The 15,838-nt window shown below is 74.8% G+C and carries 10 protein-coding genes and 3 pseudogenes; 5 read left to right on the top strand and 8 right to left on the bottom strand.

What is annotated here, in order from left to right:
* Positions 1-38 precede the first annotated feature (38 nt).
* Positions 39-1,082, top strand: coding sequence for a D-alanyl-D-alanine carboxypeptidase family protein (locus tag OJ254_RS27180; protein WP_265364485.1), 1,044 nt, complete (start codon positions 39-41; stop codon positions 1,080-1,082).
* 21 nt (positions 1,083-1,103) lie between these two features.
* Here the strand turns inward: OJ254_RS27180 and OJ254_RS27175 are convergent, their stop codons facing one another.
* The 6 genes and pseudogenes from OJ254_RS27175 to OJ254_RS27150 form a co-directional block, all read right to left on the bottom strand.
* Positions 1,104-1,700, bottom strand: a complete 597-nt coding sequence (locus tag OJ254_RS27175) for a DUF309 domain-containing protein (protein ID WP_423836042.1) — start codon at positions 1,698-1,700, stop codon at positions 1,104-1,106.
* Between the two features lie 173 nt (positions 1,701-1,873).
* Positions 1,874-2,206: a DUF427 domain-containing protein gene (locus OJ254_RS27170; RefSeq protein WP_265364483.1), complete on the bottom strand. Its 333-nt coding sequence runs from the start codon at positions 2,204-2,206 to the stop codon at positions 1,874-1,876.
* 118 nt (positions 2,207-2,324) lie between these two features.
* On the bottom strand, positions 2,325-2,780 hold the full coding sequence (locus tag OJ254_RS27165; protein WP_265364482.1) for a thioesterase family protein: 456 nt from the start codon (positions 2,778-2,780) through the stop codon (positions 2,325-2,327).
* Positions 2,777-3,753, bottom strand: a pseudogene (locus OJ254_RS27160) (3-hydroxyacyl-CoA dehydrogenase NAD-binding domain-containing protein). Before OJ254_RS27160 ends, OJ254_RS27165 begins: the two are co-directional and overlap by 4 nt.
* A gap of 70 nt (positions 3,754-3,823) precedes the next feature.
* Positions 3,824-4,711 (bottom strand): beta-keto acid cleavage family enzyme, encoded by an 888-nt coding sequence (locus OJ254_RS27155; RefSeq protein WP_279351855.1) that lies wholly within the window; start codon positions 4,709-4,711, stop codon positions 3,824-3,826.
* Positions 4,708-5,631: a TetR/AcrR family transcriptional regulator gene (locus OJ254_RS27150; protein WP_265364481.1), complete on the bottom strand. Its 924-nt coding sequence runs from the start codon at positions 5,629-5,631 to the stop codon at positions 4,708-4,710. The genes OJ254_RS27155 and OJ254_RS27150 overlap by 4 nt, the downstream gene beginning before the upstream one ends.
* A gap of 207 nt (positions 5,632-5,838) precedes the next feature.
* Here OJ254_RS27150 and OJ254_RS27145 point away from each other — a divergent pair, with 207 nt between their 5' ends.
* The 4 genes and pseudogenes from OJ254_RS27145 to OJ254_RS27130 all read left to right on the top strand — a co-directional run bounded on the left by OJ254_RS27145 (position 5,839) and on the right by OJ254_RS27130 (position 12,301).
* Entirely contained in the window at positions 5,839-7,902 is a 2,064-nt protein-coding gene (locus tag OJ254_RS27145; RefSeq protein ID WP_265364480.1) for a SpoIIE family protein phosphatase, read from the top strand.
* Between the two features lie 108 nt (positions 7,903-8,010).
* A complete protein-coding gene (locus OJ254_RS27140) occupies positions 8,011-9,411 on the top strand; it encodes a glutamine synthetase family protein (protein ID WP_265364479.1) in 1,401 nt (466 codons plus the stop codon).
* A pseudogene (locus OJ254_RS27135) lies at positions 9,411-10,673 on the top strand (amidohydrolase family protein). Before OJ254_RS27140 ends, OJ254_RS27135 begins: the two are co-directional and overlap by 1 nt.
* Before the next feature lie 404 nt (positions 10,674-11,077).
* Entirely contained in the window at positions 11,078-12,301 is a 1,224-nt protein-coding gene (locus tag OJ254_RS27130; RefSeq protein WP_265365326.1) for an MFS transporter, read from the top strand.
* 665 nt (positions 12,302-12,966) lie between these two features.
* Here OJ254_RS27130 and OJ254_RS27125 read toward each other — a convergent pair.
* Together OJ254_RS27125 and OJ254_RS27120 are read right to left on the bottom strand one after the other, a co-directional pair.
* Positions 12,967-14,489: pseudogene (locus OJ254_RS27125) on the bottom strand (M81 family metallopeptidase).
* A 27-nt stretch (positions 14,490-14,516) separates the two neighbouring features.
* The gene (locus OJ254_RS27120) at positions 14,517-15,728 is read right to left on the bottom strand and encodes an ROK family transcriptional regulator (RefSeq protein WP_265364478.1); all 1,212 of its coding nucleotides are present in this window, start codon (positions 15,726-15,728) and stop codon (positions 14,517-14,519) included.
* Positions 15,729-15,838 lie beyond the last annotated feature (110 nt).

Raw genomic sequence — 15,838 nt, 5'->3', positions numbered from 1 at the left:
GGGCCGACGTACCGTCAGCCCGCCGGGCCGCGACCGGAGTGCGGGCCGTTTCCGCCCCCGGCACACCGCAGCTGCCCGGCGGGCTGTCCGCGCTGTCGTGGATGGTGGCCGACGCGGAGACCGGCGCCGTACTGGCGGCCAAGGACCCGCACCGCAAACTCGCCCCGGCCAGCACCCTCAAGACGCTGTTCGCGGTCACCGTGCTGCCGAAGTTCCGGTCCGGCACGGTCCGCCGGGTCAGCTCCGCCGACCTCGCCGGCGTCGGCGCCGGCAGCAGCGTCGTCGGCGTCCAGCAGGGCCGCAGTTACACCGTGGCCGACCTGTGGCGCGGCGTCTTCCTGCGCTCCGGCAACGACGCGGTGCACGTCCTCGCCGCGATGAACGGCGGCTGGCAGGCCACCGCCCGCGAGATGCAGCAGACCGCCCGGAAGCTCGGCGCGCACGACACCAGCGTCAAGTCCCCCGACGGCTACGACACCCCCGGCCAGGTGTCCTCCGCGTACGACCTGACCGTCTTCGCCCGCGCCGGACTGGCCAACGACGACTTCGCCCGCTACTGCGGCACCGCCCGCGCCACCTTCCCCGGCACCGGCGGCACCATCCCGATCGAGAACACCAACCGCCTGCTGTCCGGCTCGCACGGCGTGCCCCGCTACCCGGGCATCATCGGCGTCAAGAACGGCTACACCAGCAAGGCCGGCAACACCCTGATCGCCGCCGCCCGCCGGAACGGCCGCACCCTGCTGGTCACCGTCCTCAACCCACAGTCCCAGGTGGCCAACGGCGTCTACAAGGAAGCCGGTTCGCTGCTGGACTGGGGCTTCCGCGCGGACGGCGGCAGCCAGCCGGTGGGCACCCTGCACGCCGTCCGCGCCGCCCACGGCGGCGGCGTCCCGTTCCGTCCGGTGGCCGCCGTGGTCACCGGCCCCGAAGGCCGCGGCGGTTCCCCGGCGCCCGCCGCCCTCGTCCTCGGGGCGGGCGGCGCCGGCCTCGCGTCCTTCGGACTGGGCGCGCTGCTCACCCGGTGGCGGCGGGTGCCGGTCCCTTCCGGCCGCGGCCGGAAGGGCGGAGGGACCGGCTGACAGGGCCCGGCCGGCCCCGGCCTAGCCTCCGCCGGCCCGCAGCCGGGGCGCGGTCTCCGCCGCCCGTACGGGCCCCGGGCCGGCCGCCCCGTCCCCGGCGGCCGGCCCACCGGCCAGCCGGCCGGTCAGCTCGGCCGCCCAGGCCAGCAGCCCCGCCACGTCGATCCCGTAGGGGGCGGCCGCCGCGTACGGCGCGAGGGCCGCCGCTCCCCGGTCCAGCAGGGCGGTACCGCCCACGGCGTTGCCGCGCGCCGCGTGGGTGAGGCCCACCGCCAGCTGGGCGAGCCCGCGCCACAGCTCGCGTTCGGTCTCCGGCGCCGCCTTCCACGCGTCCTCCAGGACCTCGTGGGCGTGGAACGGCATCCCGGCGTCCAGCAGCCGCTGCGCCTCGGTCAGGGTCTCGGCGGGCGTCCGCGACACCCCCTCGGGCTGGCGGGCCACGCCCGGCGTCCCGTACGGCAGCGGCCGGCCCAGACCGTCCCGCGGCCGGGCGTTCCGGGCCCGGCCCTCCTCGTCCCGGTCCCGGCGGCGGGCGTCCCCGGCCCCGGAAGCGGCAGGCGGATCCGCCCGGCTCTCCTCGTCCGGTCCGTCCGCACCGGCACCGCAGTGCTCGCACACGTCACTGCCGGCCCGTTCGCGGATCCGGCCGCAGGCGTCGCACACCCGGTCCAGCCAGCACGCCGGGTCGCCGCCCTCGTCATGGGTGTCGTTCACGCTTCGATTGTGCGCCGGGCGGACCCGGCACGGCGTGGCGGGGTACCGGCCGCGCGCTCGGACCCCGCCCGCACGCGTCAGACCACCTCGGCCCCGTAGAAGCACAGATGGTCCTTGATCTGCGCCACCCCGTCGTGCGGCTCCGGGTAGGCCCAGGCGATGTCCTCGGGGCCGTCGGCGAGCGACCAGTAGGAGGCGGTGCCCTTGAAGGGGCAGACCGTGTGCGTCCCGGACGGGGCGAGCAGGTCCATCCGGACGTCCTCGGGCGGGAGGTAGTACCGCACCGGGTACCCCGTCTCGGCGAGCCGCAGCGGCCGGTGGCTCTCGGCGACCAGCCGGCCGTCGATCTCCACGCGGACGTGGTCGGTGCCCTGGGTGACGTCGATGCGGTGGCCGTGGGTGGCGCTCATGACCGGCTCTCCTTCGTAGGGGCCTGCACGGGAGGTGGTACGGGTGCCCGCACGGGCGCGGGCCCCCGTACCGTCCAGGATCGCACCGCGGCCGCGCGGCCGGACCCGGCACGCCCCGCTAGACCTCCCGGATCCCGCGCCCCGCCCACTCCGGCACCGGCACGGCGAGTCCGGCCAGCCGCTCACGGGTCGCGTCGGGCAGCGGCGCCGCCCGCCCACCGGACCGGTCGACGTGCAGCACGAACAGCTCCTCCGTCGCCACCGGGTCGCCGGCCGGCTCGCCCACGAACATCTCGTGCAGCAGCCGCAGCTTCCGGCCGTCCACGCCCAACACGGCCGTGCGGACGGTGAGTTCACTGCCGCGGGCGACCTCCCGGAGGTAGCGCACATGGGCCTCGACCGTGTACAGGGAGCAGCCGGTGCGCTCCCGGTAGGCCGCGTCGAGACCGGCCGCGTCCATCAGGGCGTCCGTGGCGAAGCCGAAGACCAGGACGTAGTACGCCTCGCTGAGGTGGCCGTTGTAGTCGATCCAGTCGTCCCGGACGGTCTGCCGGAAGAGGAGCGGCGCGGTCAACGGGGGCCTCCCAGACGGCCGGTGGCCCGCAGCACGTCGATGACGCCCTGGTCGCGTTCGGCCACCAGGTCCGCGTACGTCCGCTCGCCCGCGGCCGCCGCGCAGCCGTCGACCATCGCGTCGCGCAGCGCCGGGTCCAGCTCGGGTGCCGCCAGCCGGGTCCACGGCGATTTCAGGGACGGGCCGAAGTGGTCGAGCATATGGGCCATCCCGCCCTCGCCGCCGGCCAGTGCGAAGGTCAGGCAGGGCCCATGAACGCCCAGCGCAGGCCCGGCCCTTCGGTGATCGAGGCGTCGATGTCCTCGACGGTGGCCTCGCCGGCCGCGACCATGTGCAGCGCCTCCCGCCACAGGGCTTCCTGGAGGCGGTTGGCGATGAAGCCGGGCAGTTCGCGGTCCATGGTGATGACGGATTTGCCGGCGAGGCCGTAGAAGCGGGCGGCCCACTCGACGGCGGCGCGGTCGGTCCGCTCGCCGCCGACGACCTCGACCAGCGGGATGAGGTACGGCGGGTTGAAGGGGTGGCCGACGACCAGGCGGCCGGCGTCGTCCGGGCCGGCCGCCTCGGTCTGCATGTCGGTCATCGGGTAGCCGGACGTCGAGGAGGCGATCACCACGCCGGGGCGGGTCGCCGCGGCCAGCTGCGCGAGCAGCGAACGCTTCAACTCCAGCTTCTCCGGGGCGCTTTCCTGCACGAAGTCGGCGTCCGCGACGGCCTCGGCGAGGGTGGCGGCGACGGTCAGCCGGTCCGGGGAGGCGCCCGCCGCCAGGCCTATCTGTTCCAGGGCGGGCCAGGCGGCGGCCACCAGGCGGCGCAGTTTCCGCTCGGCGTCGGGCGCCGGGTCCCAGGCGGTGACGTCGTAACCACGGGCGAGGAAGTGCGCGGCCCAGCCGCCGCCGATGACACCCGCACCGATGCAGGCGATGCGGCGCACGTCGTCGGGGGCACAGGGCGCGGGGGTGGTGGAGGGCATGGCGGGGCGGCTCCCGGGAGAGGAGGGACAGGGGGCGGGGCGGGGTCGTCCGAGGGCGACGGCCGGGCGGTCAGGGGCGCGGCTTGAGGCCCAGCCGGGCCCGCGCCCGGTCCGGGGTGGCGACCGTGGCGCCGAGGAGTTCGGTGATCTGCACCGCACGCTCCACCAGCTGGCCGTTGGTGGCCTTCACCCCCCGGCTCAGGTAGAGGTTGTCCTCCAGGCCGACGCGGACGTTGCCGCCGAGCAGGATGGACTGGGCGACCCACGGCATCTGCATCCGGCCGAGCGCGAAGCTCGCCCACTGGGCGCCCTCGGGCAGCATGTTCACCATCGACTGCAGCACGCCGGGATCGGCCGGGGCGCCCCAGGGGATGCCCATGCACAGCTGGAAGACGGTCGGGTCGTCCAGCAGGCCCTCGGCCAGCAGCTGCTTGGCGAACCACAGCTGACCGGTGTCGAAGATCTCCAGCTCGGGCCGCACACCGAGCTCCTGGATGCGCTTCGCCCCGGCCCGCAGCATGTCGGGCGTGGAGACGTACAGGTTCGAGCCGTCGCCGAAGTTGAGCGAACCGCAGTCCAGGGTGCAGATGTCGGGGAGGAGCTCCTCGACGTGCGGCAGCCGCTCCAGGCCGCCGACCAGGTCCGTACCGGGCAGCTGGCGCAGCGGCTCGTCCGGGTCGATCACCAGGTCGCCGCCCATCCCGGCGGTGAGGTTGATGACGACGTCGGTACCGGTCTGCTTGATGCGGTCGACGACCTCGGCGTACAGCCGCGGATCGCGGGACGGGGCGCCGGTCCCGGGGTCGCGGACGTGGACGTGCACCACCGCGGCGCCCGCGGCGGCCGCCTCGACGGCCGAGGCGGCGATCTGCTCGGGCGTCACGGGGACGTGCGGGGAGCGGCGGACGGTGTCACCGGCGCCGGTCAGCGCACAGGTGATGATGACCTCGTGGTTCACGGGGATCCCTTCGGGTGCCCGAGGCGGCCGGGGCCTTCGGGGACGGTGAGTTCGCTCTCCACGAAGGCCAGGAGAGCGGCGTGCATGGTGTCCGGTCCGGTGCTGTCCGGCGCGGTGGCCAGCACCTGCGTGGCCAGCCCGTCGATCAGCGCGGTCAGCCGCAGCGCGGTGAACTCCGGGTCGAGCGGACGGAAGACGCCCTGGGCGACGCCGCGCCGCAGCACGTCGGCGACGGTGGTGCGCCACTGCCGGTAGTAGTGCTCGTGCAGCCGCCCCACGGCGGTCGAGCGGGCCGCCTGGGCCCACAGGTCGAGCCAGACCAGCCACTGGCGGCGCTGCTGCGCGGTGCGCGGGGTCTGCAGCGCGATCAGGTGCAGCAGCTCCGCGCGGGCGTCCGGGGCCGCCGCCAGGCCCGCGGCCCGGCGCTCGGTGTCCTCGTCCATGCACCACCGCACGGCCGCCTCCAGCAGCTCGTCACGGCCCGGGAAGTGGTAGTGCACGGCGGCCGGGCTGGTGCCGCAGGCGGCGGCGATGTCGGCGACCCGTACGCCGTGGAAGCCGTGCTCGGCGATCAGCCGGACGGTCTCCCGGACGATCTGCAGCGGCCGGCCGCCCTCGGGGACGGCCGCCGGCGCCCGCTCCGCCGCGGCGGCGGGCCGCTCCGGGGCGCCGAGCAGCCAGCCGGTGTCGACCCCGCCGATGTCGGCGATCCGCACGATCTCGGCGAGCGTGAAGCGCCGGGTGCCGCCCAGCGAGCGGGAGAGCTTCGACGGGTCCATCACGATCCGGCGGGCGAACTCCCGGTGGCTGACACCGAGCCGGCCGATCACCTCCCGGACACGGTCGGTGACCGCGCCGGCGGCATCGGTGATCCGGTCCGCGGCGTCATCGGGGTCCGGGCCCCCGCGGGCGTCGTTCATGGTCCGGGACCGTAACAGGCGTGTTGAGAACATCGCAATGAACGGGCAGCGGTAAGGGGCAGAAATGCGCTGTTCACAGCCATTTTTGCGGGGCGAGTGATGAGACAACTGATGAATGAGTCAGAGATGGGGCGGATGGTGCCGGCCAGGGAACGGGAAAAAGGGCTGGACGCGCCGTGAACCGGGTGAATGTGGCAAAGTGACGACATGGCTGACCGGGGAGCGAAGCGCCCCACCGTGTCGGTGCCGGACGACTGGCCCGCCCACCCGGACCTGACCCTGGCCCTCAACGGCATGGGCGGCTTCGACTGGGACCTCGACAGCGGGCTGATGCACATGGACCCGCCCGCCCTTGAGGTCTTCGACATGCGCCCGTCCGAGTACGACGACCGGCCGGAGACGCTCAACGCCCGCGTCCCCGCCCACGAGGCCGCCCGCCTCGACGCCCTGGTCGCCCGGGCACTCAAGGACGGCAGCCACTCCTACGGCGCCTACTTCCGGGTCCGCCTGCGCAACGGCGAACTGCGCTGGACGCACAGCCAGGGCAGCATCCGCCGCGACGACACCGGCCGCCCCCGCCGCGTCATCGGCGTGGTCCGCGACGCCACCCACGAATACACCCACGCGGCCGAGCGGCTCGCCGTCGACGAGGAGCGCCGCCGGCACACCAGCGTCGTCGAACGCACCACCGCCGCCCTGGCCCACGCCCGGACCGTCGGCGAGGTCATCGCCGTCCTCGCCGGCGAAGAGGGACTCAGCCGGCTCGGCGCGGAGAACATCATCCTCGGCCTCGTCGAGGCCGGCCGGATCCGGCTGGTCTCCGAGGGCAAGGCGGGCAGCTACGTCCCCGACCTCGAATACACCCGGGTCGGCGACGAATTCCCGATGAGCGAGGTCGTACGCACCCTCAACCCGCGCTACGTCCGCAGCCGCGACGAGTTCAAACGCGCCTACCCCCGGCTCTGGCCCGCCATCGAACCCCTCGACGTCAACTCCGCCGCCTACCTCCCGCTGATCGCCCAGGGCCGCCCCATCGGCGTCATCGGCCTGTTCTTCGAGCGCGAGAGCGACTTCCGCGACCAGGAACGCAACGTCCTGGTCGCCCTCGGCAGCAGCATCGCGCAGAGCCTGGCCCGCGCCATGCTCTACGACCAGGAACACGACCTCGCCGCCGGCCTCCAGCAGGCCATGCTGCCGCGCCGGATCCCCGGCGTGCCCGACGCCCAGATCGCCGTCCGCTACCGCTCCGCCCGGATGGGCCGGGACATCGGCGGCGACTGGTACGACGTGATCCCGCTGCCCAACGGCCGGGTCGCCGCCGTCATCGGCGACGTCCAGGGCCACGACACCCAGGCCGCCGCCCTCATGGGCCAGCTGCGGATCGTGCTGCGCGCCTACGCCGCCGAAGGGCACGCCCCCGCCACCGTCATGGGCCGCGCCTCCGCCTTCCTCAACGAACTCGACACCGACCGCTTCGCCACCTGCACCTACGTCGACGCCGACCTCAGCACCGGCGCCGCCAGGATCGTCCGCGCCGGCCACCTCGACCCCCTGCTGCGGCACGCCGAGGGCATGTGCCGCCTGCTGCCGGTGCCCGGCGGACTGCCGCTCGGCATCTCCTCCGAATTCCGGCGCCTGGACTACCCCGTCACCACCGTCCAGCTCGCCGCCGGCGACACCCTCGTCCTGTGCACCGACGGCATCGTCGAACAGCCCGGCACCGACCTCGACGACGGCATGCGCCACCTCGCCCGGGAGATCCGCGACGGCCCGCAGGACGTCCAGCAACTCGCCGACCACCTCTGCGAATCGGCCGGCGAACGGACCAACGAGGACGACATGGCGCTGCTCCTGCTGCGCCGGCTCGGCGCCCCCGAACACGACACCGTCGGACGGTTCCGGCAGCACATCGCCCCCGCCGACCCCGACGGCCTGTCCGCCGCCCGGCACATGATCCGGTCCGCGGTCCGTGCCTGGGGAGCGGCCGAACGCGCCGAGGAGATCGAGCTGGTCGCCGACGAACTGATCACCAACGCCCTGCTGCACACCGACGGCGAGGCCGTCGTCAACATCCGGATGCCGCACAGCGTCGGACGCCGACTGCGCCTGGAGGTCGAGGACACGTCCAGCAGCCTGCCCCGACGCCGCGAACCGGGCGAGGCCGGCGTCTCCGGCCGCGGCCTGCTCCTCGTGGACCGGCTGGCCGATGTCTGGGGTGTGGAACCGCGCGGCGGCGGAAAGTGCGTATGGTGCGAGTTCAACTGCCCCTGACCGGGACGGGGCCCCTTCCGGCGTGAGCCGGGGAGCGTCCGGCCGCCCCGGTCAACCGACGGGGAAACGGTCGCCGAGCGATCGGCACGGTCGAGTGAGGACGGCTCTATGACATCGCGGGCTGCACAACAGCGCGAGGAAGCCCGGCAGTTGACGGCACGCCTGGAGGCCGAAGGCGTCCGCAACATCGCGCTGACCTGGGTGGACAACGCGGGCATCGCCCGCGTCAAGACCGTACCGGCGCAGCGGCTCGCGGACACCGCCGCCCGCGGCGTCGGCATGTCACCGGTCTTCGACGTCTTCACCTCCGACGACACCATCACCGAATCCGACCACCTCGGCGGACCCGACGGCGACCTCCGGCTCTTCCCCGACCTGGACCGCGTCACCGTCCTCGCCGCCCAGCCCGGCTGGGCCTGGGCCCCGGCCGACCGCTACGACCAGCTCGGCCGGCCGCACCCGGCCTGCCAGCGGCAGTTCGCCCGGCGGATGACCGAACGCGCCACCGCCGCCGGCCTCGACGTGCGGATGGGCTTCGAAACCGAATGGGTGGTCACCCGCGCCCCAGAAAGCCACCACCCCGGCACCACCGACACCGCCGCCCCCCTCGACTACCCCTGCGCCGGCCCCGCCTACGGCATGACCCGCGTCGTCGAACTCTCCGACTACCTCCGCGACGTCACCGAGGCGCTGACCGTCCAGGGCGTCGACGTCCTCCAGCTCCACCCCGAATACGCACCCGGCCAGTTCGAACTGACCACCGCACCCGCCGACCCGGTGCGCGCCGCCGACGACGTCGTCCTGGTCCGCGAGACCATCCGCGCGGTCTCCGCCCGGCACGGCCTGCGCGCCTCCTTCGCCCCCGCGTTCGTCGCCGGCCAGGTCGGCAACGGCTGCCACCTCCACCTCGGCCTCTACCGCGACGGCCGCAGCCTGCACCGCACCCCCGACGCCGCACACGGCCTCGCCCCGGACGCCGAGGCCTTCCTCGCCGGCGTCCTCGGCACCCTGCCCGCCCTGCTCGCCATCGGCTGCCCGTCCCCCGCCAGCTACCTCCGGCTCCAGCCCTCCCGCTGGGCCGGCGTCTACCAGTGCTGGGGCGTCGAGAACCGCGAGGCCGCCCTGCGGCTCATCACCGGCGCGCCCGACGATCCCGACGGCGGCCACGCCGAGGTCAAGACCTTCGACGCCGCCGCCAACCCCTACCTCGCGGTGGGCGCGGTGCTCGCCGCCGGACTGCACGGCATCGACGTACGGGCCGGCCTCCCGGAGCCGCAGAGCGGCGACCCCGGCGTCCTCGGCGTCCGCGAACGCGCCCGGCGCGGCATCGTCCGCCTCCCCGCCACCCTCACCGAGGCCACCGACCGGCTGGAGAAGTCCGCACCGCTCTACGAGGCCCTGGGCAAGGTCCTGCACGGCGCCGTCCTCGCCGTCCGGCGCGCCGAGGAGGCGCAGTTCGCCGAGAACACCGACGAGGAGATCGCCGCCGCCACCCGCTGGCGCTGGTGATGCCCGCGCCCGCCCCGGGGAGCGGCCCCCGCTTCGACGACGTCCTGCCGCCGCTGGTGGACCACCACTGCCACGGCGTGCTCCGCCACGAACCCGACGCCGCGACGTTCGCCTCGTACCTCACCGAATCGGACCGGCCGCCCGCGGCGGGCACCACCCACTTCGACACCCAGACCGGCTTCGCGGTCCGCCGTTGGTGCCCGCCCCTGCTCGACCTGCCCGCCCACTGCCCGCCCGAGCGCTACCTCGCCCGCCGCCGCGAACTGGGCCCCGACGAAGCCCGTCGGCGGCTGCTCGGCGCCACCGGCATCGGCGCCTACCTCGTCGACACCGGCCTGCCCGGCGACCTGACCGGCCCGGACGAGACGGCCGCGGCCGGCGGCGGCACCGGCCACGAGGTCGTACGGCTGGAAGCCCTCGCCGAACGCACCGCCGCCGCGGCCGCCGAGGGGGCGGTGACAGGAGTGGGGACGGGGCGCGGCCGCCGACCCCGAGGAGTTCACCGACGCCCTGGCCCGCGCCGTCCAGGAGGCGGCCCGTACCGCCGTCGCCTTCAAGACCGTCGCCGCCTACCGCCACGGACTCGCGCTCGCCCCCGAACCGCCCCCGGCCGGCGCGGTGCACACGGCCGCCCGTGCCTGGCTGGCCGCCGGCGCGGGCCGCCTCACCGACCCGGTCCTCATCCGCCACCTCGTCGCCCTGGCCATCGCCACCGGCCGCCCGCTGCAGATCCACACCGGCTTCGGCGACCCCGACCTCCGGCTCGACCACGCCGACCCGGCCCTGCTCACCGACCTCGTCCGCGCCACCGCCGGCACCGGCACCGACCTCGTCCTCCTGCACTGCTACCCGTACCACCGGCAGGCCGCCTACCTGGCGAGCGTCTTCCCCCACGTCTACGCCGACGTCGGCCTCACCCTCACCCACACCGGCCCCCGCGCCACCACCGTCCTCGCCGAATTCCTCGAACTCGCCCCTTCGGCAAACTGCTCTTCTCCACCGACGCCTACGGCCTGCCCGAGCTCTACGTCGTGGGCAGCGCACTGTTCCGCACCGCACTGACCGACGTGCTCGGCGGCTGGACGGCGAGCGGCGCCTGGTCGGTGGACGACGCCCACCGGGTGGGCGCCCTGCTCGCCGCGGACAACGCCCGCCGGGTGTACGGCCTGGGCGCGGCGGGACGGAAGCGGGATCGGGAGCGGGAGCGGGGTCGGGATCGGGATCGGGATCGGGATTGGGATCGGGGCCCACGGAGCCGGTAGCGGGCGCACCGCTTCCGGGACGGGCGGGGCGGGACGGATAACGGGCGCGGCTGTCCGCGGACGCGCGGGGCGGGGCGGGGCGGGTGAGAGGCGCGACTGTCCCTGGACGCGCGGGGGCCGGACGGGTGAGGGGCCTACGGCCCGCCGACGGTAAGGGGCGTGCGGCCAGGCCGACGGGCAAGGGGCCTACGGCCCGGCCGACGGGTAAGGGGCGCACGGCCCGGGCGCCTGTTCCCGCCCTGCCGTCGGCCGCCCGTCATGCTCATGCTTTACTGCGCCGCGTGGCCCCTACAACGACCTCGGGCGAGACGTCCGACGAGACCTCCGGCGAGACGCCCGGGCAGCCCACCGGGCAGACCACCGGCGCCCGTCCGGACAAGAGCGGAACGCCCTGGCATTCCCGCATATTCGCCGACCTGACCCCGCTGCGCACCTCGCCCGACTACCGCCGCCTGTGGTGCGGCAACACCATCTCCTGGATGGGCCAGCAGATGACCGCCCTCGCGGTCTCGCTGCAGGTCTACGCCATCACCCGGTCCACCTTCTCGGTCGGACTGGTGGGCCTGTGCTCGCTCGTCCCGCTGGTCGTCTTCGGCCTGTACGGCGGCGCCATCGCCGACACCGTCGACCGCCGCAAGCTCGGCCTCTACAGCGCCGCCGGCGCCACCGCCATGTCCGTCACGCTGGCCGGCGCCGCGCTCGCCGGATACCACCGGGTCTGGCTGCTCTACACCGTCGTCGCGCTCCAGGCCGTCTGCTTCGCGATGAACTCCCCGGCCCGCACGTCGATGATCCCCCGGCTGCTGCCCACCGAACAGCTGCCGGCCGCCAACGCCCTCAACTCCCTGACCAGCAACCTCGGTCTGATGGGCGGTCCGATGCTGGGCGGGGTCATCGTCGGCCTGTGGGGCTACCAGGCCGCGTACCTGATCGACGTCGTGGCCTTCAGCGGCTCGCTCTACGCGATGTGGCGCCTGCCGTCCATGCGCCCCGACCAGGGCGAGGGCCCGCGGCGCCGCGCCTCCGTCCTCGACGGCCTGCGCTTCCTCGCCACCCGCCCCAACCTGCGGATGACGTTCTTCTCCGACCTGGCGGCCATGGTGCTGGCCCAGCCGCGCGCGCTGTTCCCCGCGGTCGCGGTGCTCTGGTTCGCCGGCGACGCCAAGACCGTCGGCCTGCTCGTCGCCGCGCCCGCGGTCGGCGCCGTCCTCGGCGGACTGTTCTCCGGCTGGCTCGGCGGTATCCGCCGGCACGGCCTGGCCATCCTGCTCGCGGTCGCCTCCTGGGGCGCGGCCATCGCCTGCTTCGGGCTCGCCCGGAACCTGTGGCTCGGCCTGTTCTTCCTCGCCGTGGCCGGCTGCGCCGACACCGTCTCGATGGTCTTCCGCAGCACCATGCTCCAGGCCGCCACCCCGGACTCGATGCGCGGCCGTCTCCAGGGCGTCTTCATCGTCGTCGTCGCCGGCGGCCCCCGCCTCGGCGACTTCCTTGCCGGCTCGGTCTCCGACCTGACTTCCCCCGCCACCGCGATCATCGGCGGCGGCCTGGCCTGCATCCTGACCGTCACAGCCCTCGGCCTCGGCCGCCGCGCCTTCGCGAGGTACGACGCACACGATCCACAGCCGTAGCCGGAAGCGGGGGTCTGCGGCGGCAGTCCGTCGGAAAGCCTGGAACCGGTGTCTCGTGCGAAAGCCCGCGCCCGGTGGCCCGTGCGAAAGCCCGCAGCTGGTGGCCCGTGCGAAAGTCCCCGACCGGGGGCCCGTCCGAAAGCCCGCAGCTGGTGGTCCGTGCGAAAGTCCCCGACCGGGGGCCCGTCCGAAAGCCCGCAGCTGGTGGTCCGTGCGGCAGCCCGCGACCGGTGGTCCGTGCGGAAGCCCGCGACCGGTGGTCCGTGCGGCAGCCCGCGACCGGTGGTCCGTGCGGAAGCCCGCGCCCGGTGGCCCGTGCGGCAGCCCGCAACGGTAGCTCGTAGCGGCGAGGGGGTAGGGAACGGTTGGGGCGCGCCAGACCCGTAGGGGGCAGGCGAACAGTTCCCGTAGGGGATGCCTGCGCCCCCTGCTGTGCCACAACGCCGGGTACGGGGGCGGTATTCCGTGCCGGAACGCCGGTTCCGCGGGCCGTATCCCGTTGGTTGAGGTAGGGGCACGTATTCCGCCGGAGCAGGGAGCCGTATCCCGCCCGGGGGAGGGGCCGTACGCCCGCGACGTTCCGTCGGGGCCCGCGACGTTCCGTCGGGGTGGAGGCCGCATTCCCCCGACACTCCGCCGGGAAGGTGCCCCACTCCCGCGCCGGGTCACAGCAGTTGGGGAGTCAAGTCCGGGTCGTCGAAGTCCTCGTCGTCGAACGGGTACAGGGGGCGGCGGATCCTGTGGTGGCCGAGGCGGAGGAGGTCCTGGTCGACGCCGCCGGGGTGAGGGCGAGGAGCCAATCGGCGGCCATGGCATACAACTCCGGTTCCAGGTAGCCGATCTTGACGACCACCAGGTCGTAGTCGAGCGGGTCCAGCGAACCGAAGTCGGCGCGGGTGTGGAACGGGGTGCGCCGCTCGGTCAGGATCACCGTCACCCCGCCGCGGGTGACCGCGGCGCGCCGGCCGCCCCCGTCGTACGCCGGATTGCCGCGCGGTGCGCCCGGGGCGGTCCCCGGTTCCTCCAACGCCGTGACCGTGCCGGCCAGTTCGTACGGCGCGGCGTGCGGGCCGGTGCCCGCGCTGAAGCAGCCGCCGACGCGCAAGGTCACCTCGGCCCCCGGCCCGGCGGCGAAGCACGCGGCGACCGCCGCCGGATCGGTGAGCCCCGGGTGCAGCGCGGTGCGCCGGCCGCTCGCCAGGTCCTCGTGGGCCAGCAGCCGGCCGAGCATGTACGAAAGGTCGCCGGCTCCGCCCGCGGTGGGGTTGTCGCCGGAATCGCTGATCAGGAACGGCCGGGCGGGCGAGGCCACCGCGCGGGCGATGCAGTCGTCGGCGTCGCCGGTCGGGCCGACGAAGGTGAAGTCCCGGCGGGCGTCCCAGTACGCGCGGGCCAGCGCGCCGGCCTGGTCGAGGGCGAGCCCGGGATCGTCCCCGGTGACCACCACCGCGGCCCGGCAGCGTTCCTCGTCGGCCCAGGCGTAGCCGACCCAGAGCGCCGCGTCGACGATCCCGTCGAGCGCCTCGACGTCCGCCAGCCGGCCGTAGAGCGACGCGGCCGGTTCGAGGCGGGTGCTGGTCTTCTCGCCCGGGAGGAGCACCGGGACCTGCACCCACGCGCGGTGCGGGCGGCCCTTCCCGGAGACCAGCCGCGCGACGAGGTGGCGGGCGGCCCGCTCCCGGGTTTCCCAGGCGTCCTCGTGCGGCGCCATCCGGTGCGCGGTCAGCAGATCGAGCTGCTCGGCGAAGCGGCGCGAGACGTTGCCGTGCAGGTCCATGGCGGCCGAGATCAGGGTGGCGGGGCCGGTCGCCGCGCGCACGGCTTCGGTCAGGTCCGCCTCGGCGTCGTCCAGCCCGACGACGCTCATCGCGCCGTGGATGTCGTGGACCAGACCGTCGAGCGGGCCGGACTCCCTTATGCGGTCGGTGAGTTCGGAGCGGATGCGGTCGTAGGTGGCGCGCTCGACCGGGCCGCCGGGCACCGCGACGGCATGCACCAGCGGGACCCATTCGACCGTCCCGGAGAGGTCCCCGTCCGGCCGGGTCCAGGTGTAGCGGTCGAGCAGTTCGCGCCCCCGGGTGACGCGGAAGTCGTCGTACGTCGAGCGGTGCGGGCAGAACTGGCTGGACTCGATGGCCATCCCGCCGATGCCGATGCGCAGCGGGCGTCCGGTCGTCGCTGGGAGCATGCGGGCTCACTTCCCTGGGTGGGCGTTCTACGAGGTGGGAGTTCTCCGGGGTGTGGGCGCTTCCCGGGTGGCGGGGCCTCCCGGAGAGCGGGGCAGGGTGGGGGGTGTTCCGGTCAGTACGGCGTGGCCGGCGCCCAGCAGTCCCGCGTCCGGGCCGCGGACCGCGGTGGCGATGGTGAGTTCGCTGGTGGCCATCGGCAGGCAGCGTTCGTAGAGCATCGCGCGCACCGCGGCGACCAGCGGCTGGGCGCCGGCCAGCGCGCCGCCCAGGACCACCGCCTCGGGGTTGAAGAAGTTCACGACGACGGCGAGCACCGCACCGATGTCCCGGCCGGCCTGCCGCACCAGGGTGGTGGCCTGCGCGTCGCCGTGTTCGACCAGCCGCAGGATGTCGGCGGCGGACTCGGCGGCGATGCCCCGCTCGCGCAGCGCGGCGGCGATCGCGGCGCCGCTCGCCACCGTTTCCAGGCAGCCGATGTTGCCGCAGGAGCAGGGGAGTCGGGCGGATTCGTCCACCCGGACGTGGCTGATGTCGCCGGCCGAACCGTGCGCTCCGCGGTGCAGCCGGCCGTCGCTGATGACGCCGGAACCGATGCCGCGGCCGGCCTTGACGACGACGAGATGGCGCCGCGCGGGGTGGGCGGCACGGTGTTCGCCGAGGGCCATCATGTTGGCGTCGTTGTCGAGCAGCACCGGCAGCCCGAGGCGGTCGGCCAGCCGGTCGCGGAGCGGGAACAGGTGCCAGCCGGGCATCCGGGACGGGGCGACGACCCGGGCGCCGTCGGCGTCGACCGGGCCGGGGAAACCGATGCCCACGCCGCGGACCGTCCGCCCGGCCGCCCGCTGCCGTTCGGCCAGCGCGCCCAGCCGCTCGGCGAGGGCGTCCAGGGCGGGCCCGGGGCCGGTGGTCAGATCGGTGGCGTGGTCCTCGGCGTCGAGGACGTCGCCGGTCAGGCCCACCGCGCCGGTACGGATGTGGTGGCTGCCCAGGTCGGCGGCGAGGGCCACCGCGCCCTGCCCGGCGACCCGCAGCAGCCGTGGCCGCCGGCCGCCGCGCGAGGCGCCTTCGCCGGATTCGGTCAGCAGTCCGGCCTCGACCAGTTCCTGGACCCGGGCGGACACGGTGGACGCGGCGAGCCCGAGCTCACGGACGAGGTCCGCGCGGGAGGTGGCGGAGCCGTTCGCGACGAGCGCGAGGACGTGCGCGGCGGAACCGGGCGGCTCATCGGGGCTGGTCATGGGCACGCGCCTTTCGCCGGGCGGTCGAGGCAAGGGGGAGTGGCCGGCCGGTCGGAGCGCGGGTCTCGTGCGGAACGGACTCCGGACGTCGTTCGGCTCAGTTCCTTCGT

Origin of the sequence: Streptomyces endophytica (assembly GCF_026153355.1) — a bacterium.
Taxonomy (GTDB): Bacteria; Actinomycetota; Actinomycetes; order Streptomycetales; family Streptomycetaceae; genus Streptomyces; species Streptomyces endophytica.
This window is presented reverse-complemented; position numbering and strand designations above follow the sequence as displayed.